This is a genomic window from Pseudanabaena sp. BC1403 (genome assembly GCF_002914585.1).
Classification (GTDB): domain Bacteria; phylum Cyanobacteriota; class Cyanobacteriia; order Pseudanabaenales; family Pseudanabaenaceae; genus Pseudanabaena.
Map to the genome: position 1 here is coordinate 1 of NZ_PDDM01000007.1, position 22,644 is coordinate 22,644.

Sequence of the window (22,644 nt, forward strand, 5' to 3'; positions counted from 1 at the left end):
GAATTTAATTCTTCCCCCTTTTTAAGGGGGATTGAGGGGGATCTCTTAGAGCTTTTGACCGCAGAAAGTAATTCTTAAATGGTTTCTAAGACGAGTGACTGCAACTATACTTAGTAAGAGTTTTGAGTTGTCAGGTTGTCCATGCCAAACAGATAACCGCTCGCTACAATAAGACCAATTTAGCGATCGCACTACAATTAAAGAAAAGACAGATCCCAAATCTATGATTGAACTTTACTATTGGCCCACACCCAACGGACATAAGATTACGATCTTTTTAGAAGAATCAGAACTAGAGTATGAAATTCATCCCATCGATATTCGCGTAGGTGAGCAGTTTCAGCCAGACTTTCTCAAGATTTCTCCCAACAATCGGATGCCTGCAATTATTGATCGTCATCCATTCGGTCTTCCAGCCGATGATGGGTCAGCTATATCGGTATTTGAATCGGGAGCAATTTTGCAGTATCTAGCCGAGAAAACAGGCAAGTTTTTGCCAACAAATTTACGCGATCGCACAATTGTCATGGAATGGTTATTTTGGCAAATGGGTGGACTAGGACCAATGGCAGGACAAAACCATCATTTTTCTCAATACGCACCTGAGAAGATTCCCTATGCGATCGATCGCTATGTCAAAGAAACCAATCGTCTTTATGGAGTTCTAGATCATCAACTAGAGGAAAAAGACTATATCGCTGGAGAGTACTCGATCGCAGATATGGCTTGCTATCCTTGGGTACTTCTGCACAAGCATCAACAACAGAACATTGAAGACTTTCCCAATCTCCAAGCATGGTTAGCAAAAATCAGTGAGCGTCCTGCTGTTATTCGCGCCTATGACAAAGCAAAATCCTTTGCTGGTCAACCAACAATCACAGAAGAAAGCAAGAAAATTCTATTTGGTCAAACCGCAGCGAATTTAAAACCTGAGAAGTAGATCTTGCGAATCTATCTTTACAAAGCGTTGCACTCAAGTCCAAACCCCAAAAATTACTTTGGATAAGTCTTTAATTTTTTCTGATTTTTTCAGATAGAGATTCTATTCCTTTTCTTTGATACAGGTTGACTTGCCGATGACGCGAGAACCTTGATTTAATTGTGGGATCTGTCAAAAGGTCTTCAACTTGAGTTAATGGAAGTTTTAAGATTATGGCTATGTCTTCTACAGAGAGCCATTGCTGCCCAAATAGATTCAAAATTTCATCGTCATTGGCATTGAGTAGTTGAGTCAATAGCTTTTCTAGAAGTAGCCAACAAGCGATCGCATCAGATTCGGCTCGATGCGACTTACCAACATTAAAGTCATAATGTTTGACTAACTTAGGTAGCGATCGCGAAGGCAAGTGTGGCAATAAGAGCCTTGACAGCTTGACGGTGCAAAGTTGTTTAGGAGCGATATATTCTGTACCTAATCTTTGATATTCAGCCTTGAGAAAAGAATAGTCAAAGCCAATATTATGAGCAACAAGAACGCCAGATTGGAGCATTGGCAAATATTTGGGCAAAATCTGATCACTGCCATCAACACCAGCAACCATATGCTGCGAGATGCCTGTAAATCTGACGATTTGTTCAGGAATCTGGATTTGAGGATTGATTAGATCAGTAGATATTTGCTGAATTCCGTCTTTGAGTGTAGCTTGAAGAACAGAAATTTCAATAATGCGATCGCGATCGCCCTTTCCTCCCGTTGTCTCTAAGTCCACTACCGTGAACATCTCCGTACTCATCTGGCGGTAGTAGTTGAGGAGTTCTGTAGATAGATTGGCATTAATTTTCATTTATTATATAAAAAATATTTGAGGCAGTGTAAGTGAATATAGATGAAATTTTGGCTGGGTTTGAAATCTATGATGGTGAATATAAGCACGAACATGTTGAAGCTGCTTTAAGCCACAAAGAAGAAATCACTCCTCATCTCATTGGCATTCTTGAAAAAGTCAGAGAAGATCCACAAAAATATGCAGAAGATGTTGATTATTTTTCTTATACCTATGCCTTGATGCTGCTTGGGCATTTTAAGGAACCTAAAGCTCATCAGGTAATTGTTGATTTGTTTAGTTTACCAGATCCTCTTCCAGACGATCTGTTTGGCGATACAACCACAGAAGATTTGCCAGTCATTTTGCTGCGAACTTGTGGAGGTTCGCTTGAAGGAATTAAAAGTCTTATTCTAAATAAAAATGCCTATGAATTTAGTCGTGGTTCAGCACTTACTGCAATGGTATATGCTGTGGTTGAAGGTCTAATTACCAGAGAAGATGCGTTGGCTTTCTTTGGTGGATTGCTCACGGGTGATGAGGCTCCTGAAGGTTCATGTTTTCATAGTCAACTAGTTTGTGATATCTGCGACCTTTATCCTGAAGAGTTGATGGATCAGATTAAGGAAGCTTTTGACAGGGGACTAATTGAAGAGATGTGGATCGATCTTGAAACAATTCAGAAGATATTGGAGGAAGACGATGTTGAAAAATGTTTTGCTCGGCTCAGAGAAAATCTATCGAGAAAATCATTAGATGATTTCCATGAAAGTATGTCATGGTGGGCATGTTTTAATCCAGAAGAAATCGAAGAGCCAGTTTTTTCTAAACCATACACCCCTCAATTTTGGGAGCAGCCAAAAACTAAATCCAAAAAGAAAAAAGCATTTTGGGAGCTATAACCATAAGCTTCTAGGTACATAACTATCGCCTTCCACGCGATCGCTAATAACTTGTTCGATCTATTATTGAGTCTATCTTAGATTCGCGCTAAGCCGAAAGGAGCGTATACATCAATGAATAAAGGCAGATTAGAGGCATTTAGTGATGGCGTGATTGCCATTATTATCACCATCATGGTGTTAGAACTAAAAGTTCCCCATGAAGTAGACTTGGCAGCACTACGTCCATTAATTCCAGTATTTCTGAGCTATGTACTCAGTTTTATTTATTTAGGAATCTATTGGAACAATCACCACCACATGTTACAGGCAGTTAGACAAGTCAATGGAAATATCTTGTGGGCTAACATGCATCTTTTGTTCTGGCTATCGCTAATCCCCTTTGTCACCGCATGGACAGGCGAGAGCCTCTTTGCGACTGTACCAGTTGCGGTCTATGGTGTCGTACTTCTAATGTCAGGGCTCGCCTATTACATTCTTAGTCGTGTGCTTGTTTCTTATCATGGTAAAGAATCCACACTAGCGATCGCGATCGGCAGAGATTTTAAAGGCAAGATATCCATAGTGATTTATGCTGTAGCGGTTCTACTTTCCTTAGTCAATTCTTGGTTAGCTTTCTTGTTATACGTTTCAGTGGCGATCATGTGGCTAATTCCTGATCGCCGCATTGAAAAGACGATGAGTTCCTAAGTAAATCAATGAGAAGTAGTGCAAGGCACTACTTCTCATTGATTTACTTAGCTTCCATCCAGTTTTTGCCAGTATGAATATCTACTTCTAGCTTTACCGAAAGCTCTAAAGCTGATTCCATCGCTGCTTTAATTTTGGGTTGCAGTTCTGAAACTTCATCTGGTGGAACTTCAAATACAAGTTCATCATGGACTTGTAAAAGTAGCTTTGCCTGATACCCAGACAAAAGTTCATTCACCCGTAACATGGCAACCTTGATAATATCGGCACTAGTTCCTTGTATTGGCGCATTAACAGCCGATCGCAATAGCGCCGCCTTTTGATAGCCACCGATCTGACTTAGTCCGCGAAAATAGCGCCGCCTACCTAATATTGTTTTCACATAGCCATCGCGTTCTGCCTCTGCTTCGACACTTTGCATATAACTAGAAATCTTTTCGTAGCGCTGATTGAACTTATCAATAAATTGCTTGGCTACTTTTACAGGCACACCGATATCACGGCTAAATTTCTGTGCTCCCATACCGTAAATCACGCCATAATTGATGATTTTCGCTAGACGACGCTCATCGCTAGTTACTTCTTCTTTCTCTAATAGAAGTTGCGCTGTAACAGTATGTACATCTTCACCAGCATTAAATGCTCTCATCAATTCAGGCTCTTGACTTAAATGAGCAAGAATCCGCAGTTCAATTTGCGAATAATCTGCCGCCATTAATATCCAATCTTCTTTTGGCAAAAAGCCTGCTCTAATCCGCTTGCTAAAGGCAGTACGAATGGGAATATTTTGTAAGTTAGGATTAGAACTACTCAAACGTCCAGTCGAAGCGACAGTTTGATTAAAATCAGTATGTACTCGCCCAGTCTTGGGTTGAATCAGCGATGGTAAAGCGTCAACATAAGTGGATTTGAGTTTAGCAAGGGTGCGATTTTCGAGAATGGTATCAATCAGAGGCTCACCTTCTAATTTATTAAGTACAGTAACATCAGTAGAGAATCCAGTCTTACTTTTGCGAGATGCCTTCTCAAATTTGCCGCCAAGTTTGTCCAATAAAATCTCGCTCAATTGCTTAGGTGAATTGAGATTAAATTCTTTGCCAGCTTGGGCATAAGCTGCGATCGCAAGAGCATCCAAATCCTTCTCTAATTCCAAGGAAAAAGCACTCAAAAACTCTCTGTCGATCCTAATCCCACGCCATTCCATCTCGGCAAGAATCGGCTCTAAAGCCATTTCCACATTTTGAAATAAATCCCAAAGCTCAGGTATTGCGGTTAGTTGTGCTTGCAAAATAGGCACAAGGTGATAGGTAAGATAGGTATCCATCCCGCAATATTGAGCAACCAAAGGGATGGCAATTTCTGCGATCGATTTGCGCTTACCGACTAACGTTTTATAACTAACAGTGCGAATCTGGAGCAAGTCCATCGCCATATCATCCAGCTTATGACTTGCTTCTGGATCGATCACATAACTAGCAATCATCGTATCGAATACCACACCTGCTAGCTCAATCCCCGCCGCCTTAAACATCAAGCGATCGAACTTGGCATTCTGTAAATATTTCGGATGACTAACATCTTCAAGAATAGGTCGAAGAATCTCTCTAACCTCTTCCCATTTGAGATTTTGTCCTTCACTATGACTTAAAGGAATATAGGCAACCTCACTAATCGAATCGCCCCAACAACAACCAATTCCTACTAATTCGGCTTCAAAGGGATTTAGTGCCGAGGTTTCCGTATCCCAAGCCACGGGCTGTTTAGTACTGCGAAGAGTTTCCACTAATTGCTCTAACTTCGCGATCGCATCAATTATCTGTACATCTAACTTTAACGACGCTGAAGCTGCGATCGCCTGATCAGCCTCCTGTTTGGCAAAGTCAAACCATAACTCCTCATCTTCGTTGTTATCCTGATTTTGAGAGGAATCAGTATTTGTCTCTTTGCTCTTTGAGACAGGGGCTGAGATTGAAGGCTTCTTCTCAAAATTGCCCGACAACTTGGCATGAATCTGATCGACTCTATTCACAAAAGCCTTCAACTCAAGCTCTTCTAATAAAGGAATTACTTCGGCAGTATCAAAACCCGTTAATTCACAATCTGCGATCGCCATCGGCAGCGGCACATCAGTTTTGATCGTTGCCATAAATTGCGAATGTTTAGCAGCTTCAATCCCTTGCTCTAGCTTAGTTTTAATTGCTCCCTTCATCTTTGGTATAGCTGCTAAAACGTTCTCTAAGCTGCCATATTCCTCGATTAACTTAATCGCCGTTTTCTCGCCAATACCCCGCACTCCAGGGATATTATCAGAAGCATCACCACAAAGTGCTTTATAGTCCACGACTTGCGTAGGTAAAACCCCTAAACGCTCTTTTACCTGATCAGCATGATATTCAACAATCTTATCTTTTTGTCCGATATTTAGCACCGAGATACGTTTATCAATATCAATCAATTGAAACAAATCGCGATCGCCACTTAATATCTTAACTGTGTAACCCTCAGCACTCGCCGCCTGTGAGAGAGTTCCCAATACATCATCCGCCTCAAAACCAGCTTGGGTAATTGCAGGCAGATTCATCGCTGCTAAAACCCTTTGTAAGTTCTGCATATCAGGAATAAAACTTTCAGGAGTTTCGGAACGATTTGCTTTGTAAGTATCGTCTATCTCATGGCGAAATGTGGGTACGGCAAGATCAAATGCGATCGCAACAGCCGCAGGTTTTTCGCGATCGAGCATTTCGATCAATGCTTTCAAGAAGCCAAAACAGATACTAGTGGGGATTCCTGTCGAGGTGCGCAAGCCGCCTTCTGGCTGTTTACCAAAGGCATAAAAGGCTCTGAAGGCAAGGGAATGTCCGTCAACGAGTAAAAATGTGGGATGGTTTTGTGCGCTTGAAGTCATGATGCTTGTTTTAAAGTTTTAGCGATCGCTAGTCTTAGGTTAACCGATTGCTGATTATAGTGCGATCGCTACCAAATTGTTTCTACATGCGGATAATTCAAAATCTTGGCATCACAGGTCACGAGTGGAATTTGATATCGTCTAGAGATCGCCACCAAGATTCTATCAGCAGGATCTTTATGAAATGGCTCTGGTAAAAGACTACTAGCGATCGCATCTAATGGATCTAAAGGTTCAACAATGATTCCTGAATGGCTTTTGGCTAATTGATACCATTCATCGATAGGAAGAGGTATGTCTAATTTGCCAAGACTGGCTTTAAAAGCAATTTCCCATACAGAAATAGCTGAAACCAATAAGCCATCACGATCTTCTTCGATAGAAATTGCTGCTTGTGCTTTTTCTGATAGTTGGCTGGGATTGTGCAGTAACCATAGCCAAACATGGGTATCGAGTAAAATCATTCGCTTAGTGCTTCCCAGAGATCGGACATTGGTTCGTCAAAGTCAGCAGAGATCTTAATTGGCATTCCTCGAAGTGGGTAATGTTTAATCCGAGAGGCAGTATAGGGAACGATTTTGGCGAGGGGAATTCCATTGCGAGTGATCACAATTTCAGATTGGTTGACTGAAACTTCGTTAACAATTGCAGCAAGGGAAGGGTTAACTTCTTGGACGTTCAGATATTTCATACCTGTTTTGGGGTGAACCCGATTGGGTAGATTTGCTAGGTTGAGGTTTAGTTTAATTTTAGCTAGTCTCTAGTGTTTGATGTTGATGCGATAGCCAATAACATGACCATTTTGAGGCTACCTAAAGTTTTTATGTCACAATATTTTTGTGGTTAGGGCGATGGTAAATTCAAGATGCAGCCTGATGAAAATTTCTGGAAAAAATGTGAAGGCGAACAAATAGCCAACGCATACGAACTTGAACAGTTATTGGGCTGTGGGGCTTTTGGTGGTGTGTTTCGAGCCGTGCAGATTGCTAATGGTAAAAGGCTAAATAAGCGGGTGGCGGTAAAGCTGATGCTTTCTGGCACGATTCAGCTAGAGGAGCTAAATTTTGCCCTTGATTTGCCGTCTCATCAAAATCTGGTACAGCATTTCGCGGGTAATAATGTGGAGATTCGCGGTTTTCCGATGTTCTATTTGGTCATGGAGTTGGCAGATTGCTCTCTGGCAGATTTTGTGAAAAAACGGGGTGGTCGGATTTCTTCGGTGGAGGCTAAGGCAATTGTGCGGGATATTGCTCAGGGCTTGAAATTTTTGCATGAGCTTGATGTTGGTAATTCTCAAGACAAGAGATATGTGCATCGCGATCTCAAGTTGTTGAATGTTTTACAGGTGGGTGGTATTTGGAAAATTGCTGATTTTGGTTTGTCGAAGGCGTTGGATCGAGGTACGATGCAAGCTTCAAAAATTGCGGGTACGCCTTATATGCCGCCCGAATTGTTTCGTAATAGCGATGTTTCGACTAAGTGGGATGTCTGGTCATTGGGGGTGATGATTGTAGAAATGTTGACGGGGCATTTTCCGTTTGAAGCAGATGGTAATGTAAATACTGACGTGATGATTAAAGAATTGGAGCGTAAAATCCAGAGGGAGAATCCTAATTTACAGGGGGTTCCTAGTGAATGGATTGATATTATCAAGGGTTGTTTGGTGAAGGATCATGCTCGGCGTTGGGTGGCGGCGGATGTATTGAAGGCATTGGATTCAATGGTTGGATCGGCTCTTCAAAATAAACCACGGACTATTCCTCAACCCAATCCAAGTTCACAAAAAACTACACCTGTCCATGCCAGCCCCTCTCGTTCTAATGGATTGTGGGGGACGGCTATAACTATCGGGCTGTTTTCTGGTGCTGGTTTTATCATTTGGCAAATTACAAAACCTGTAAACTCACCGCCCATTATTAGTTCGCCATCTCCTACTTCCACCCCATCTTCAGAACCACCATCAGTTATTCCCACGATAACTAGCTCACCTTCTCAAAATGAGACAGTTTCTAGTAAGACTGCGACAGATTTTTTTGATGATGGAAAGAAAAAACGCGCTGAGAAAGATTTTAAAGGAGCGATCGCCGACTACAACAAAGCTATCCGCCTCAAGCCTGATTTTGCTGTGGCTTACCTTAGTCGCGGTAATGCGAAGAATGATTTAGGAGACAAGCAAGGAGCGATCGCTGACTACAACGAACTCATCCGCCTCAAGCCTTATTTTGCTTATGCTTACAACATTCGCGGGGCAGCGAAGTATGATTTAGGAGACAAACAAGGAGCGATCGCCGACTTCACAGAATCAATTCGCCTAAAAAATCCTGAATTGCATTTGCCTTACACCAATCGCGGGGCAGCAAAGGATGATTTAGGAGACAAACAAGAAGCGATCGCCGACTACAACGAAGCCATCCGCCTCAAGCCTGATTATGCTGATGCTTACTACAATCGCGGGAATGCGAATGCGAAGTCTGAATTAGGAGACAAACAAGGAGCGATCGCCGACTACAACGAAGCCATCCGCCTCAAGCCTGATTATGCTAAGGCTTACAACAATCGCGGGTTAGTGAAGTCTGAATTAGGAGACAAACAAGGAGCGATCGCCGACTACAACGAAGCCATCCGCCTCAAGCCTGATCATGCTAATGCTTATTACAATCGAGGGAATGCGAAGTCTGAATTAGGAGACAAACAAGGAGCGATCGCCGGCTTCAACGAAGCCATCCGCCTCAAGCCTGATTATGCTAATCCTTACTACGGTCGCGGGATTGCGAAGTCTGAATTAGGAGACAAACAAGGAGCGATCGCCGACTTCAACGAAGCCATCCGCCTCAAGCCTGATTATGCTAATCCTTACTACGGTCTTGGGTTAATTAAAAAAAAACGAGGAGAGCAGCAAGAAGCATTGGCAGATTTTCGGAAAGCATCAGAACTCTATCAACAGCAAGGGAATATAGAATGGTATAACAAATCTCTTGATAAGATTAGAGAACTAGGAGGCTAGAGAAAGAAAAAGGAAAAAGTTTGAAATAGAGATTGACTGAGAATTTAGGAGATTAACCCATGAATATGACACAACAAGAACTATTCAAAGCATTCGAGTCATTACCCACCAAAACCCAACGCCAAGCCCTAAACTTCATCGCCTTCTTGCAACAAACATACGCCCCAGCAATCAAACCACAAAAAACAGAAATTGACTGGACAAACGATCCTTTTATAGGTAAGTGGCAAGAGCGTCAAGATATGGACGACTGCACAACATGGGTACGCAATATTCGGAACAACGAGTGGTCATAATGCATGGAACTATTTCTTCTTGCTAAACCAAAGCTCCAAATCTGCAAGACTCTGAAAATCCAAAATCGCTTCAGCAAGACTTTCTAAGCGAGGGATATGTAATCGCGTAATTCTAGTATGCAGCTTTGGCGGCAAAGTTCCAAACTTGTGGGTTAGCAATCTTAAAACAATCGCAACTAAACCTTCCTTGCGACCCTCTTGGCGACCTTCTTGACGACCTTCTTGGCGACCTTCACGAAGAATTGCTTGATATGTTACAGACTCGCGCATGATATCTCTCCTCAAAATTTGCTTAATGATATTTTCTTCTAAAACCAAACCAGCCAAAACAAAAGTTGCGGCTCCAATAGTTTGACGTGTTTTTTGCTCAGGGATGTCATCAATTTTTTGAGCAATATCTTGTAATAAGCGCTCTTTATTACCATCATTTACAAGTATAGCAAAGGGTAACATACCCGTAAATTCTAAAAAATTAGCAAGTGGTTGTTCCCATAGCCTGATCACTTCAAATGCATGGTGAGTTGTGCTTTCCTCAAACTTGTCTTGAAAAACCACATCTGAACTTGTTTCCTTCAGGTAAATCACAACTTGACGCATCTTTTTATCAGGAAAGCGCCTTTTGCCACGTACCCAATAGTCCAACATCCTAAACGGAATTTGTGGATCGGCTTTGGTTTGAAATTCTAAATGTAGTAGCAATCCTTCCGCTTCTAGCAAAATTAAACTGTCGGCTCGAATTGGCTCAACCGCTAACTCTTGTGGTTGGACTTGGGTAAGTGGGATTGGCTCACCGAAAAGCCATGAGGCAATGTCGGCAGAATAAGTTTCAGCAAGAAATTTGCAAATATTATCAAACATCACCAAATATTAGCATTGCAATAGAGCAAGTTTGAGAAGCTAGCGATCGCCCTGATTCTCAATTTAGACTAAATACGAACACCAGTCACTCCAACTACCTGCATAGAGCTTGCCAGTCTCAATTCCAGCAAGTTTCAGCGATAGCAAATTCACGCAAGCCGTTACACCTGAACCACAATAGACGATCGCTTCTTGAGCATTTTTTACTTCCTGCCAGCGATCGCCTTGATTGTCAATTACAAAACCTTGCTCATTAGTAACTTCCATCCAAGGATAATTAACTGCACCTTCGATATGACCTGCGATCGGGTCGATGGGTTCGCGTTCACCCCGATAGCGATCGCTTTCTCGCGAATCGATTAAAACTACTTCTGGAAAATCTTTCCGTGATTTCACAGTTTCAATATCAACTACAAATTCAGTTTGAATATTTGGGATAAACTTCCCAACTCTAAATGATGGAACAGTGGAACTAGTCTCATAATTCTGAGCTTGCCATCCAGCAAAGCCTCCATCTAGAACTGCTACATGCTCATGCCCCATGTAGCGCAATAGCCACCAAAGTCTTGCAGCAAAACCAAACCGCGAATCATCATAGGCAACTATCATTGTTTCGCCTGAAGTTACGCCGATTTGTGATAGCTTAGCGGCAAGCTGATTGATATCTGGCAAAGGGTGACGACCGCCATGCTTTTGAATGGGGCTAGACAAATCGCGTTTAAGATCTAGAAAATAGGCTCCCTCAATATGACTCTCTTGATATTGATTAAATCCTAGTTCTTGATTCATTAACGAATATCGACAGTCCAAAATTACGAGTTGTGGATCGTGAAGATGAGTATGGAGCCATGCTGACGAAACTACATGGCGATTATCACAATTTCTAAATATTGTTGATTTCATAGCATTTATACAGGTAATTCAAGATTCTCTAAGTTTTCTGGTTTCAGATCTCTTTCCATCAGTCCTTCAACTGACTGCTGTAATGTAATTTCTCCTTTCAGCAATCGATAAACATAACGCGATACTGGCACACTAATTTTTTCGCGATCGCAAATTTCGATCAATACATTAGCCGTATTAACACCTTCAGCCGTACCCTGCACATTTGAGATCGCCTCTTCGAGACTTTTACCCTGTGCGATCGCATAGCCAACTTGATAATTGCGACTGAGATTACTATTGCAAGTTGCTAATAGATCTCCTAAACCCGATAAGCCCCAAAAAGTTTCAGGTTGCGCCCCAAAGTAAACTCCGACCCGAATAATTTCGATCAGCGATCGCGTAATCAATGCAGATTTGGCATTTGTGCCTAGATTTAAACCATCACAAGCACCAACAGCGATCGCAATTACATTTTTGAGCGTGCCACCCAATTCCACCCCGATAGGATCGGAATTGGTATAGACCCTGAAATTTCTGGATGCAAAAATATTTTGAATAAACTGGGCAGCACTTTCATGGTTACTTGCTACTACTGTCGCCGCAGGTTGACCAGCCATAATTTCTTTAGAGAGATTTGGACCAGATAAAACCACAAGAGGATGAGCGGGGAGTAGCGATCGCCAAATTTGTGATGGTGTTTGTCTCGTAATTGGCTCTAAGCCCTTAGTAGCACTAACTAAAACTACATCGGGCAATAACTTAGCTGTTTGTAATTGTTCGGCGATCGCGCGTACCCCTTTGATTGAGACTGCGGAGATGATGGCATCACTATTACTGACCATTTCTGCTAGGGATACTTGACTTTGGCGTGACCAAATTTGTACATGATGTTGATTGGTTTGTACTAGATTTGCTAGTGCCGATCCCCATGCACCAGATCCAATGATAGTCACATTTTTTAAGTCTGATTTCATGTTTTAGGTAGTTGTTAGGAAAGCAATTGCCAAAATGTTTAAATCTACAGAGCTTTGTGCTCAGGGGGTGTTTGATCGAAACCTGCTGTAAAAATTAGTGCAGAAGAAAAGTAATTACACTCATCTATGTAGAATCCAAGCACTAGCAAAAACAAGACTAGAAGCCAGACTCCAGATCAAGACGGTGATATAATAGCGTGCAAAAGCCTCTCAAAAACTAAAACCCTTGCTAGTTAGATATTGATCGTCTTTAATTATCAATATCACATCAAGAGCTTTGATTGATGAGGAGTACTTTCGCTCATTTCTTGAGGAAGGCTAGCAACAATGATCGAAATGAATGTGGCTGGGATTGCTATCGATGCTGTAAGCCGTAATCCTATCGTACTGCTACGAGATACTTTAGAGCGCAGAGCTTTGCCGATCTGGATCGGTGAAACTGAAGCTAAAGCTATTATTGGGGCATTAGATGGTAGACCTCTAGAGCGTCCAATGACCCATGATCTCATGCTTAATTTTCTGGATGCATGGGGCATAACTGTTGAGCGGATCGTCGTTCATGCACTCAAAAACAGTACTTTTTATGCCGTAATTACGGTTTCGCAGGGTGATATAAAAAAAGAAATAGATGCACGTCCTAGTGATGCGATCGCGATCGCCGTACGAGCCAAATGTCCGATCTGGGTAATGGAAGAGGTGATTCTCGAAGCTTCAATTCCTGTAGATCAGGATGCTGATGAAGCGGAAAGAAGAGCATTCCGAGAATTTTTAGCAAAACTAACTCCAGAGGAATTAGTCAAGAAAAGTGGGCTTGAGAGTAATTAAAACCTCAATAAATAAAGCGCCCGCTACGCGGGCGCTTTATTTATTGAGGTTTTATAGTACTTAGTTAGTAGAATTGCGAGAGTTACTGCTAGACATCACTTCTACAAGTCCACGTAGCTGTGAATCATTGCCTCTAGTATTGCTATTAGCTTGGTTAGTACCAAATAGTCTTTCTGCGACTTCGCCTTCCCGACCAAGTACTTTAATCGGTTGATTGTTATAGCTAAGAGCCACCGACGAAGCATTACCTACACGAATAGAGATTTGACGATCACCTGATAAAGCTAACTTTTTACCCTCATTGAGGACACCCTCAAACTCTGTCTGCCCATCAACAGTAATTCTCATCCAAGATTCACCTTGCATAAGGATACCCACGTTAACAGGCTTATTGCCAACAAATTCAAAATTACCATTGGCAAGTGTCGCATTATTTAGAGATGCATTGGTCGTGGGAAGACTGCCGCTTGTCCAAGCCAAAAGCATATTATTGATATTAGAAGTTGTTTGCCCAAGATTAATTTGAGACTTCGGTTTATTCGGAATATCTATGGGAAGAGGCTGATTTTTTATTTCTATTGGTTTATTGGCCACAGGATTTACCGTTGCTCCAAGTAACGATGAACCTGTCTGCTTCAAAACTGCTAAGCCACCAATTGTAGGCAACAAAATTTCTGTAGGCTCGACCACTTTGTTAGATTTTGACGAACTTATTTGAGCTGCATCCCCAAAATTAGTTTGACTATCATTAATCTTATTTGCATCTGGCGAGTTCAGGAATGTTGCTAACAGACTAACTGCCCCCGCAATTACGACAACATACAGTGCATATAAGTGTAAAGGGCGAAGTTCAGCTGCCGCACTACCTGCCCACTTTTGCTCAGGTAAAACAGGATTCAAAGGAAAATCTTCCGAAAGATCGCCAACACCCAAAGCATCTCCATACTTGCGGATAAATCCACGCACATAGACAGGTTCGGGCAAAGACTCCATTTGACCATCTTCGATCGCACGCAAATAGCGCTCAGAAATTAATGTCGTTGCAGTTAGATGTGGAATTGACAATTCCTTATCTTCTCGAATTCGCTTAAATTGCGCTCCGATTTCTGCTAATTTCTCTGCTTGCTTCGAGGTTGTAATATTCACAATACTCACAGACATGTAGGAAGAGATGGGACTGATTGACTCAAGTTGGCTTTCAGTCGAACTTGGACAGCAACAAGTTCTATTTAGAGCGTCGTTGGCGATTTTAAGTAATCTGATGTAATTATATTACCTAACCTAAAGTAATATAACATTCTGCAAAGTTTTCACAGTAAATTACTGCACCGCCCATTACATATCAACAGCTACATGGCCTACTGTATCTTGTACTAAGCTACTATGTAAATTCTTTTTAGATTGGAAACAATGTTTTGATTTCTTGATCGATTAGTAGTCGATAAGCCCCGACCTTAAGAGTTTCAAGCGAAATAGTCGCGATCGCATTGCGATGCAATGCCAGAACAGGATGACCTAACTGTTCGGCGACTCGACGAATTTGACGGTTGCGACCTTCTGACAAAATTATCTGCAATTGAGTACGTGGGGTTGGATATTTATTGTGTTCAATTTGCAAAATATTTACTGTCGCAGGAAGTGTAAGTTTACCGTCAAGGTTAATTCCTTCTTGCCAATGTTTAATGATGCGATCGCTAGGTATATCTTTAACCCAAACTTCATAGGTCTTAGGGACATGGTGACGGGGATGCATTAGATAATTCGCAAAATCTCCATCATTAGTCAAGATCAACGCCCCACTACTGTTATAGTCTAGCCGTCCTACAGGATAAACATGTCGATACTGTGATGGCAGAATGTCTAAAACTGTCTTTCGACCTTGCGGATCATCACAGGTGCTCATTACGCCTATGGGCTTATTAAGTAATAGATATACAAATTTTGGTGCATTGGTTTGGAGTAACTTGCCATCAACTTCAATGCGATCTCGTTCTGGATCGGCTTTTGCCCCTAGCTCCGTAATGGGCTTGCCATTTACAAAAACTCGCCCTGCCAAAATTATCTGCTCAGAACCTCTTCGTGAAGCAATCCCATGTCTAGACAGAATTTTTTGCAGACGATCAAGCATAACAAAATTGTAACTGAAATTCAGTAATAGTGATTCGTAATGGCGTTTTGATAATTGCAAACAAATATGCAATTAATGCATTAGTTTGTTGCAATTATTAAATAAAGCTTAAAAATATGTAGTTTCTTATACGAATCGGGATCGAAACGTTAAGTAGTGTAAATCCTATACAAAGTCGAAATAGCGCTTGAGAACTGGAAATTTACAATTTCGTTAGATTTGGTGATTACTAACATCTAGACATCTCAAGCATCAGCCAAGGATTAAGTAAGCATGGCAAATAAAATTGAAGACCTGAAGGCAGCAAAAGATGGTCTTGCTGTAAAAGCCGAAATCGACCGATTCGCCGAAATTGGCTGGGAAGCGATCGATAACGACGATTTGCAACATCGCTTGAAATGGTTGGGAGTATTCTTTCGCAAAAGTACCCCTGGTCGCTTTATGGTAAGGATGCGCATTCCCAATGGCTTGCTGAGTAGCGCTCAGATGCGGGTATTAGCTTCTGTGGTCGAAAAGTGCGGTGAACATGGTGTTGCAGATATCACCACCCGACAAAATATTCAAATGCGTGGCATTCTTATTGAGGATGTCCCTGAAATGTTCGAGAAGTTTAGAGCGGTTGGACTGACAAGTGTACAGTCAGCGATGGACAACATCCGTAATATTACAGGCTCACCCGTCGCAGGTATTGACTCTAATGAGCTTTACGATACTCGCGAGTTAGCCATTCAAGTGCAGAACTTGCTGACAAGTAATGGTGAAGGGAACTCAGATTTTACTAATTTACCGCGCAAGTTTAATATCGCGATCGCAGGTTGTCGTGATAATTCAACCCATGCCGAAATCAATGATTTAGCGTTTGTAGCAGCTTTTAATGAAGAGAATAAAGAAGTATTTGGATTTAATGTATTAGTTGGTGGATTTTTCTCGGCTAAGCGTATTGCTGCGGCAATTCCTTTAAATGCATGGGTTCCACCTGAAGATGTGGTTACACTCTGTGAAGCGGTACTCATCGTTTTTCGAGACAATGGACTCCGAGAAAAGCGAGACAAAGCGCGTTTAATGTTTTTAATTGATGAGTGGGGAATTGAAAAATTCCGTGCTGAAGTGGAAAAACAGATGGGTAAACCACTTGCTCCAGCCGCCCTTAAAGATGAGATCGAATGGGAAAAGCGTGATCACATTGGGGTTCACAAACAAAAGCAAGCAGGAATGAACTATGTCGGGCTGCAAATTCCTGTTGGGCGGATGTATGCCGCCGACATGTATGAATTTGCAAGGGTTGCAGACACTTATGGCAATAGCGATATGCGACTCACGGTTGAGCAAAATCTGCTCATTACTAATGTGAGCGATGAGCAATTGCCAGCGCTTCTGCAAGATCCTCTGCTTCAGAAGTTCCCTGTCGATCCTGACAACCTCATGCGCGGTCTGGTTTCCTGCACTGGCAACCAGTTTTGTCCTGTAGCGATCGTGGAAACTAAAAATCGCTCCCTTGCACTTACCAAACAACTTTCCGAAGACTATGTTCTTCCTAAAGTTGTGAGGATTCATTGGAGTGGTTGTCCTAATTCCTGTGCTCAGCCTCAAGTTGCCGATATTGGCTTTACGGGATGCAAAGCTCGTAAAGATGGCAAAGTTGTCGATGGCGTGGACATATACATGGGTGGCACGGTGGGCAAAGATGCCCATCTTGGAACCTGTGTAATGGAAAAAGTTCCATGTGAGGACTTGCGCGAAGTGGTCGGCAAGCTCCTAGTTGATCGCTTTGGGGCTACTCCTAAAGAGAACTCTGCAAACGCAGCGATCGCAACACCATCGGCAGAACTTATTTCTGTCGGCTAACCAATTACAAGTTCAATCTAATTCACTCAAATTCAGTTTATATTAAGGAAATCAATGAGTACATTCTCTCGTCGTAAGTTTTTGACCACCGCAGGACTTTCTACTGTTAGCGCGATCGCTTTAAATGCTTGTGGTGGAGGTGGTGAAACTCCTAAGGCAGATAGTACAGCTACAACCAAGGCTAGTCCTTCAGCTAGTGCAACCACAACGCCTAAAGTCAGTGCGGCTGATACTCCTGAAACCACTAAAGCCAAGTTAGGTTTTATTGCGCTTACTGACGCATCCCCTCTAATTATTGCAAAAGAGAAGGGTCTGTTTGAGAAGTATGGGATGAAGGATGTCGAAGTTCTGAAACAAGCTTCTTGGGGAACTACTCGCGACAATATCGTACTTGGTTCTGATGCGGGTGGTATTGACGGTGCTCACATCTTGACACCGATGCCCTATCTAATTTCTGAAGGTAAAGTCACTAATGGAAACAAAGTGCCGATGTATATCTTGGCTAGGCTAAACACCAATGGTCAAGCCATTTCGATCGCCAATGAGTTTAAAGATCTCAAAATTGCCCTCAAGAGTGACTCTCTCAAGGAAAGCTTTGCCAAAATTAAATCTGGTGGTAAAGAGGTTAAGTGTGCGGTGACATTTCCAGGTGGAACCCATGACCTTTGGATGCGCTATTGGTTAGCAGCAAATGGCGTTGATCCCAATAACGATGTCAACACAATTGTTGTGCCACCACCACAAATGGTTGCCAATATGAAAGCTGGTAACATGCAAGCTTTCTGTGTCGGTGAACCTTGGAATGCCCGTTTGATTGCCCAAAACTCTGGCTACAGCGCACTAATCACAGGTGAGCTTTGGAAAGATCATCCTGAAAAAGCTTTCTCATTGCGTGCTGATTGGGTTGACAAGAATCCTAAAGCCGCTAAGGCTCTATTGATGGCTGTTCTAGAAGCGCAGATGTGGTGCGAAAAGCCTGAGAACAAAGAAGAGATGTGTAAAATTGTCGGTGCTGACAAATGGTTTAAAGTCCCTGCCATCGAAATTCTGGGCAGACAGCAAGGCAAGGTTGACTACGGCGATGGTAGAACCATTGACAATCCCGATCTCGCTATGAAGTTCTGGAAAGATAATGCTTCCTATCCATACAAGAGCCACGATCTATGGTTTATCACTGAGGATATGCGTTGGGGCTATTTTGATGCTGATACTGATGCCAAGAAGTTGGTAGATAAAGTTAATCGTGAAGATCTGTGGAAAGAAGCTGCCAAAGCGATCGGACAAGAGGCGGCTATTCCCAAAAGCACTTCCCGTGGTATCGAAACTTTCTTTGATGGAGTTAAATTTGATCCTGAGAATCCTAGCGAGTACTTGAAGAATCTGAAGATTAAGAAGGCTTAACCCCAAATTTTTGAAGTGTAGCCACACTTCAAAAATTTGCAGCCAAACCCAGTGGAGCTTTTTAATCATCAAAATGTCATTGCCATTTTGATGATTGTTATAAAACAAGGGGCTTTAGCCCCTTGTCATCATTTCAAATATTCATCTTTAACGTTTTAGGAGATAAACAAAATGGCGGCAGGGAGCTTAAGTTCCAAATTCACCCCCAGTAAGATTGGTGAATGGTTTCAGCAACAGGCAAGATATATCATTCCTCCAGTGCTCGCACTGATCTTTTTGTTGGGTATTTGGCAGATTCTTTGCTCTGGAGCAAAGCCTCCTCTACCGTCCCCATCAAAAGTTTGGCAAGAGACACAGGAATATATCTGGCATCCATTTTTTGATCGTGATGCTTTTGATGTTAGTGCCAAAGATAAGGTTGATAGTCCTGCCCGTAAGGAACTCAAGGAAAAGCTAACTATTGAGAAGGGCTTGGGTATCAAAACTATGGTTAGCCTGCGTCGTGTGGCAATCGGCTATACTGCTTCCGCTATTGTTGGTATTTCCCTCGGTATTGCGATCGGGACAAATGTCTTTTTATATCGAGCCTTCGACCCGATTTTTCAGGTTCTACGGACAATTCCTCCCCTCGCATGGCTACCGATCGCCATGTCAGCTTTCCAAGGTGTCAATGAATCCCTGAAATCAGTTGGTCTAGACGTTACCGAAGCCGCCGCTCTATTCGTAATTTTTGTCACTTCGATCTGGCCGATCTTGATGAATACTGCCGTTGGCGTGCAGCAAGTTCCCCAAGATTATCGCAACGTGTCGCGGGTACTACGCCTTAGTAAGATCGATTATTTCATCACCATTCTCATGCCATCAGCAGCTCCTTACATCTTTACAGGTTTACGTATTGCCGTCGGTCTATCTTGGCTAGCGATCGTAGCTGCCGAAATGTTGACAGGTGGTGTAGGGATTGGCTTCTTTATTTGGGATAGCTACAATAGTCAAAAAAGTAGTGAATTGATTCTTGCGCTGTTTTACATTGGACTAGTGGGCTTTTTCCTAGACAAATTGATCTATTACATTAGTAAGTTTACTGTTCAGTCTGATTCGTAAAATTCATCCTATCCAACAAGGGGCTGAAGCCCCTTGTCTGTATAACATTCAATTAAACCTCGCTATAGCAATATGCAGACATTAGATCTTACTGATAACAACCAGAAAAAAAATCAAGACCCTTTTTTAGTAATAGATGGAGTTTCCAAAGTTTACCAAACTGCTAGAGGTCCCTATACCGTTCTTGAAAACGTTAACTTAACGGTATATGAAGGCGAATTTATTTGTGTGATCGGTCACTCTGGTTGCGGTAAATCGACATTACTAAATATGGTAGCGGGTTTTAATAGACCAACTGCTGGAGAGATTTGCTTAAAGTCAAAACCAATCCTACGTCCAGGGCCCGATCGCATGGTAGTTTTCCAAAACTATTCGCTATTGCCTTGGATGAGTGCTTTTGAGAATGTCTATCTTGCCGTAAAGCAAGTTTATACCGACAAATCTAAAGAAGAAAAGACTAAGATTGCCAAAGATAGTCTTGCTTTAGTGGGCTTAACTGAAGCAATGAATAAAAGACCAAAAGAACTCTCTGGAGGGATGCGTCAAAGGGTATCGATCGCCCGTGCATTGTCAATTCGGCCTGAAGTCCTAATCCTTGATGAACCCTTCGGCGCGTTGGATGTGATGACTCGCGAAGAGTTACAAGAAGAACTACTATCAATTTGGCGAGCCAATCGAGTTACCGCTCTGATGATCACCCATGATATCGATGAAGCCTTATTCTTAGCCGATCGCATTGTCCTCATGAGCAACGGCCCCGCCGCCCATATCGCCGAAATAGTTGACATACCCTTCTCACGTCCTCGCGATCGCAAAGCAATTTCTGACGATCCCCGCTATTACACTCTTCGCAACTACATTCTTGAATTTCTATATAGCCGTTTTGCCCTTGCGGATGAGGCGGAATAAATTACGAATTATCAATTACGAATTACGAATTATCAAGTTAATAGTTCATGATTCCTTAATTGCTAAATCGTAACGCTCAATCCCCAATTCGTAATTCGTAATTTGTAATTCGTAATTTATCTAAAAACCACCATGTCTGCATTCCTAGAAATCGATCACGTCAGTCGTGTTTTTAAAACCCAAAATGGGCAACCCTATGTTGCTGTCAAAGATGTCTATTTTGAGATGAAAGAAGGCGAATTCGTCTCGATTATTGGACATTCGGGCTGCGGTAAGTCAACAGTTCTGAATATTTTGTCTGGCTTAGATAAGGCTAGTACTGGCGGTATTGTTTTAGAAGGGAGAGAAATTAATGAGCCTGGGCCCGATCGCATGTTGGTGTTCCAAAACCATTCGCTATTGCCTTGGTTAACGGTGAGGCAGAATATTGGTTTGGCGGTGAATCGAGTCTTGAGAGATTTACCTAAGGAAGAGCGTCGTCGGATTATTCAAGAAAATATTGATTTAGTAGGGTTAAGTCACGCGGCAGATAAGTACCCTAGAGAAATTTCAGGCGGTATGAAACAACGGGTGGGAATCGCTCGTGCTCTGTCGATTAAACCAAAGATTTTATTGCTAGATGAACCTTTTGGTGCGTTAGATGCCCTGACTAGAGGTCGCTTACAAGAGAAGCTAATGCAGATTTGCGACGAAAGCAAAATTTCGGCAGTGATGATCACCCATGATGTCGATGAAGCTCTGTTACTAAGCGATCGCATCATCATGATGACCAACGGGCCAGAAGCGAAAATTGGTCAGGTTCTCACCGTTGATTTACCTCATCCACGCAAAAGGCTTGAGTCAGTCAATCACCCGAACTATTATCGGCTCCGAGGCGAAGTTGTCAACTTCCTCGATCGCCAGAAACAAATCAAGATTGAACGTGCTAAGAATAAGAGCACGGCAGCGATCAGTATGGGAAATATCGAGAAAACCAATCTCACAATTGGCTATATTCCTCTTACTGATTGCGCTCCTTTTGCGATCGCCCAAGAGAAAGGATTATTTGCCAAATATGGTCTAGATGTTACGCTCTCCAAGGAAAACAGTTGGAACGATCTTGCTGAAGGAATCCGTGAAGGTCGTTTGGATGCAGCACAAATGGTCACAGGAATGCCTCTCGCCATTAGCCTCGGTATGGGGAATAAGATTCCTGTACCTGTGGTCACTTCCTTAACTTTGAGCCGTAATGGTAATGCGATTACTCTCAGCAATAAGCTTCATGAGGAAGGTGTGCATGATCTTGCTTCCCTCAAAGCATATATCGATAAATTTGCTGATGATGCGTATAATCCTGCGATCGGCATGGTACACCATGCTTCCATGCATAACTTACTCCTGCGGCATTGGCTAGCTAGTGGTGGGATTCAGCCCGATCAAGACGTAGATGTGATTGTGATTCCACCACCACAGATGGTTGCCAACCTGATGGCAAACAATATTATCGGGTACTGTGTAGGCGAACCTTGGAATGTGAGAGCTGTCAATAGTAACGTTGGTTTTGTGGTAGCTACCGATTTGGATATTTGGCGGGGACACCCAGAGAAGGTTCTTGGTGTACGTAAAGATTGGGCTGAGCAGTATCCCAATACACATTTGGAACTTGTCAAGGCTCTGTTGGAAGCAGCACAGTTCTGCGAACCATTAGAAAATCGTGATGAAGTAGTGCTGACATTGGCAAGCCCCAATTACCTCAATATCGATCCCGTTTATATTCGTCCAGGCTTTGCTGGGCCCTATCGCGTCAGCACTATGGAAGCGAAATATGAGAAAGATTTCTGCCAATTTGGTGTGGGCAATATGCCGTCACGCAAGGAGCATCTATGGGTGTTGACCCAAATGGCTCGTTGGGGATTGATTAGTTTTCCAGAGAATCACGCAGAGGTGATTTACAACTTGCTTGCCACTGATGTCTATCAGCAAGCTGCGAAGGAGCTAGAAATTCCCATCATTGAGGAAGATAAAACGCCAATTATTTTAGCTGATGGCTCAATGTTTGATCCTAACGATCCGATCGCAGCTTTACAATCTATGCCCTACTCTAAATTCACGGAAACCAGCTATTTTGATGCTGTCAAAGGTTTCGCTAGCAAAAAAGTAGCTGTTCGCCAATAGCTAA

General features: G+C 42.4%; 20 protein-coding genes. 11 read left to right on the top strand and 9 right to left on the bottom strand.

Features of this window, described 5'->3' with window-relative positions; all coding sequences use genetic code 11:
- The first annotated feature begins 223 nt into the window (after window positions 1-223).
- The gene (locus CQ839_RS08140) at window positions 224-940 is read left to right on the top strand and encodes a glutathione binding-like protein (RefSeq protein WP_103667788.1); all 717 of its coding nucleotides are present in this window, start codon (window positions 224-226) and stop codon (window positions 938-940) included.
- Between the two features lie 70 nt (window positions 941-1,010).
- Here CQ839_RS08140 and CQ839_RS08145 read toward each other — a convergent pair whose 3' ends face one another.
- Window positions 1,011-1,784, bottom strand: a complete 774-nt coding sequence (locus CQ839_RS08145; protein ID WP_103667789.1) for a PolC-type DNA polymerase III — start codon at window positions 1,782-1,784, stop codon at window positions 1,011-1,013.
- A 32-nt stretch (window positions 1,785-1,816) separates the two neighbouring features.
- Between CQ839_RS08145 and CQ839_RS08150 the strand changes: the two genes are divergently transcribed.
- Together CQ839_RS08150 and CQ839_RS08155 are read left to right on the top strand one after the other, a co-directional pair.
- Window positions 1,817-2,665, top strand: coding sequence for a DUF1186 domain-containing protein (locus tag CQ839_RS08150; RefSeq protein ID WP_103667790.1), 849 nt, complete (start codon window positions 1,817-1,819; stop codon window positions 2,663-2,665).
- A 114-nt stretch (window positions 2,666-2,779) separates the two neighbouring features.
- The gene (locus CQ839_RS08155) at window positions 2,780-3,355 is read left to right on the top strand and encodes a TMEM175 family protein (RefSeq protein ID WP_103667791.1); all 576 of its coding nucleotides are present in this window, start codon (window positions 2,780-2,782) and stop codon (window positions 3,353-3,355) included.
- 43 nt (window positions 3,356-3,398) lie between these two features.
- Here the strand turns inward: CQ839_RS08155 and polA are convergent, their stop codons facing one another.
- From polA to CQ839_RS08170, 3 genes are all read right to left on the bottom strand, one after another.
- The gene (gene polA / locus CQ839_RS08160; protein WP_103667792.1) at window positions 3,399-6,260 is read right to left on the bottom strand and encodes a DNA polymerase I; all 2,862 of its coding nucleotides are present in this window, start codon (window positions 6,258-6,260) and stop codon (window positions 3,399-3,401) included.
- A 68-nt stretch (window positions 6,261-6,328) separates the two neighbouring features.
- Window positions 6,329-6,724, bottom strand: coding sequence for a type II toxin-antitoxin system VapC family toxin (locus CQ839_RS08165; RefSeq protein WP_103667793.1), 396 nt, complete (start codon window positions 6,722-6,724; stop codon window positions 6,329-6,331).
- Window positions 6,721-6,951, bottom strand: coding sequence for a type II toxin-antitoxin system Phd/YefM family antitoxin (locus CQ839_RS08170; protein ID WP_103667794.1), 231 nt, complete (start codon window positions 6,949-6,951; stop codon window positions 6,721-6,723). The genes CQ839_RS08165 and CQ839_RS08170 overlap by 4 nt, the downstream gene beginning before the upstream one ends.
- A gap of 174 nt (window positions 6,952-7,125) precedes the next feature.
- On the opposite strand from CQ839_RS08170, the gene CQ839_RS08175 reads away from it, so the two are divergent.
- Complete coding sequence (locus CQ839_RS08175) at window positions 7,126-9,264, top strand: serine/threonine-protein kinase (protein ID WP_103667795.1); 2,139 nt, start codon at window positions 7,126-7,128, stop codon at window positions 9,262-9,264.
- Window positions 9,265-9,323: 59 nt separating this feature from the next.
- Window positions 9,324-9,560 (top strand): DUF2281 domain-containing protein, encoded by a 237-nt coding sequence (locus CQ839_RS08180; protein ID WP_219817746.1) that lies wholly within the window; start codon window positions 9,324-9,326, stop codon window positions 9,558-9,560.
- Between the two features lie 9 nt (window positions 9,561-9,569).
- Here CQ839_RS08180 and CQ839_RS08185 read toward each other — a convergent pair whose 3' ends face one another.
- From CQ839_RS08185 to CQ839_RS08195, 3 genes are all read right to left on the bottom strand, one after another.
- Window positions 9,570-10,418, bottom strand: coding sequence for an Rpn family recombination-promoting nuclease/putative transposase (locus CQ839_RS08185; RefSeq protein ID WP_103667796.1), 849 nt, complete (start codon window positions 10,416-10,418; stop codon window positions 9,570-9,572).
- Window positions 10,419-10,481: 63 nt separating this feature from the next.
- Window positions 10,482-11,321, bottom strand: coding sequence for a sulfurtransferase (locus CQ839_RS08190; protein ID WP_103667797.1), 840 nt, complete (start codon window positions 11,319-11,321; stop codon window positions 10,482-10,484).
- Window positions 11,322-11,326: 5 nt separating this feature from the next.
- The gene (locus tag CQ839_RS08195; RefSeq protein WP_103667798.1) at window positions 11,327-12,277 is read right to left on the bottom strand and encodes an NAD(P)H-dependent glycerol-3-phosphate dehydrogenase; all 951 of its coding nucleotides are present in this window, start codon (window positions 12,275-12,277) and stop codon (window positions 11,327-11,329) included.
- 327 nt (window positions 12,278-12,604) lie between these two features.
- On the opposite strand from CQ839_RS08195, the gene CQ839_RS08200 reads away from it, so the two are divergent.
- Window positions 12,605-13,102, top strand: coding sequence for a bifunctional nuclease family protein (locus tag CQ839_RS08200; protein ID WP_103667799.1), 498 nt, complete (start codon window positions 12,605-12,607; stop codon window positions 13,100-13,102).
- A 60-nt stretch (window positions 13,103-13,162) separates the two neighbouring features.
- Here CQ839_RS08200 and CQ839_RS08205 read toward each other — a convergent pair whose 3' ends face one another.
- Window positions 13,163-14,248 carry a helix-turn-helix domain-containing protein gene (locus CQ839_RS08205; RefSeq protein ID WP_181016144.1) on the bottom strand — a complete coding sequence of 362 codons (1,086 nt, stop codon included), beginning with the start codon at window positions 14,246-14,248 and terminating at the stop codon, window positions 13,163-13,165.
- A gap of 250 nt (window positions 14,249-14,498) precedes the next feature.
- Window positions 14,499-15,230, bottom strand: a complete 732-nt coding sequence (locus tag CQ839_RS08210) for a pseudouridine synthase (RefSeq protein WP_103667801.1) — start codon at window positions 15,228-15,230, stop codon at window positions 14,499-14,501.
- A 273-nt stretch (window positions 15,231-15,503) separates the two neighbouring features.
- Here CQ839_RS08210 and CQ839_RS08215 point away from each other — a divergent pair, with 273 nt between their 5' ends.
- The 5 genes from CQ839_RS08215 (at window position 15,504) to CQ839_RS08235 (ending at window position 22,640) form a co-directional block, all read left to right on the top strand.
- Window positions 15,504-17,075, top strand: coding sequence for a ferredoxin--nitrite reductase (locus CQ839_RS08215; RefSeq protein WP_103667802.1), 1,572 nt, complete (start codon window positions 15,504-15,506; stop codon window positions 17,073-17,075).
- A 54-nt stretch (window positions 17,076-17,129) separates the two neighbouring features.
- Entirely contained in the window at window positions 17,130-18,476 is a 1,347-nt protein-coding gene (locus CQ839_RS08220) for a CmpA/NrtA family ABC transporter substrate-binding protein (RefSeq protein WP_103667803.1), read from the top strand.
- Window positions 18,477-18,647: 171 nt separating this feature from the next.
- Window positions 18,648-19,577, top strand: a complete 930-nt coding sequence (ntrB, locus tag CQ839_RS08225) for a nitrate ABC transporter permease (protein WP_103667804.1) — start codon at window positions 18,648-18,650, stop codon at window positions 19,575-19,577.
- Window positions 19,578-19,649: 72 nt separating this feature from the next.
- On the top strand, window positions 19,650-20,486 hold the full coding sequence (locus CQ839_RS08230) for an ABC transporter ATP-binding protein (RefSeq protein WP_103667805.1): 837 nt from the start codon (window positions 19,650-19,652) through the stop codon (window positions 20,484-20,486).
- A gap of 132 nt (window positions 20,487-20,618) precedes the next feature.
- The gene (locus CQ839_RS08235; protein ID WP_103667806.1) at window positions 20,619-22,640 is read left to right on the top strand and encodes a nitrate ABC transporter ATP-binding protein; all 2,022 of its coding nucleotides are present in this window, start codon (window positions 20,619-20,621) and stop codon (window positions 22,638-22,640) included.
- Window positions 22,641-22,644: the final 4 nt, after the last annotated feature.

What these genes read in the sequence shown, in the direction of transcription:
- CQ839_RS08185 (WP_103667796.1), bottom strand. Translation starts at nt 10,418, where the DNA reads ATGTTTGATAATATTTGCAAATTTCTTGCTGAAACTTATTCTGCCGAC.
- CQ839_RS08200 (WP_103667799.1), top strand. Translation starts at nt 12,605, where the DNA reads ATGATCGAAATGAATGTGGCTGGGATTGCTATCGATGCTGTAAGCCGT.
- CQ839_RS08145 (WP_103667789.1), bottom strand. Translation starts at nt 1,784, where the DNA reads ATGAAAATTAATGCCAATCTATCTACAGAACTCCTCAACTACTACCGC.
- CQ839_RS08210 (WP_103667801.1), bottom strand. Translation starts at nt 15,230, where the DNA reads ATGCTTGATCGTCTGCAAAAAATTCTGTCTAGACATGGGATTGCTTCA.
- CQ839_RS08195 (WP_103667798.1), bottom strand. Translation starts at nt 12,277, where the DNA reads ATGAAATCAGACTTAAAAAATGTGACTATCATTGGATCTGGTGCATGG.
- CQ839_RS08140 (WP_103667788.1), top strand. Translation starts at nt 224, where the DNA reads ATGATTGAACTTTACTATTGGCCCACACCCAACGGACATAAGATTACG.
- CQ839_RS08175 (WP_103667795.1), top strand. Translation starts at nt 7,126, where the DNA reads ATGCAGCCTGATGAAAATTTCTGGAAAAAATGTGAAGGCGAACAAATA.
- CQ839_RS08155 (WP_103667791.1), top strand. Translation starts at nt 2,780, where the DNA reads ATGAATAAAGGCAGATTAGAGGCATTTAGTGATGGCGTGATTGCCATT.
- CQ839_RS08180 (WP_219817746.1), top strand. Translation starts at nt 9,324, where the DNA reads ATGAATATGACACAACAAGAACTATTCAAAGCATTCGAGTCATTACCC.
- polA (WP_103667792.1), bottom strand. Translation starts at nt 6,260, where the DNA reads ATGACTTCAAGCGCACAAAACCATCCCACATTTTTACTCGTTGACGGA.
- CQ839_RS08230 (WP_103667805.1), top strand. Translation starts at nt 19,650, where the DNA reads ATGCAGACATTAGATCTTACTGATAACAACCAGAAAAAAAATCAAGAC.
- ntrB (WP_103667804.1), top strand. Translation starts at nt 18,648, where the DNA reads ATGGCGGCAGGGAGCTTAAGTTCCAAATTCACCCCCAGTAAGATTGGT.
- CQ839_RS08170 (WP_103667794.1), bottom strand. Translation starts at nt 6,951, where the DNA reads ATGAAATATCTGAACGTCCAAGAAGTTAACCCTTCCCTTGCTGCAATT.
- CQ839_RS08220 (WP_103667803.1), top strand. Translation starts at nt 17,130, where the DNA reads ATGAGTACATTCTCTCGTCGTAAGTTTTTGACCACCGCAGGACTTTCT.
- CQ839_RS08165 (WP_103667793.1), bottom strand. Translation starts at nt 6,724, where the DNA reads ATGATTTTACTCGATACCCATGTTTGGCTATGGTTACTGCACAATCCC.
- CQ839_RS08235 (WP_103667806.1), top strand. Translation starts at nt 20,619, where the DNA reads ATGTCTGCATTCCTAGAAATCGATCACGTCAGTCGTGTTTTTAAAACC.
- CQ839_RS08190 (WP_103667797.1), bottom strand. Translation starts at nt 11,321, where the DNA reads ATGAAATCAACAATATTTAGAAATTGTGATAATCGCCATGTAGTTTCG.
- CQ839_RS08215 (WP_103667802.1), top strand. Translation starts at nt 15,504, where the DNA reads ATGGCAAATAAAATTGAAGACCTGAAGGCAGCAAAAGATGGTCTTGCT.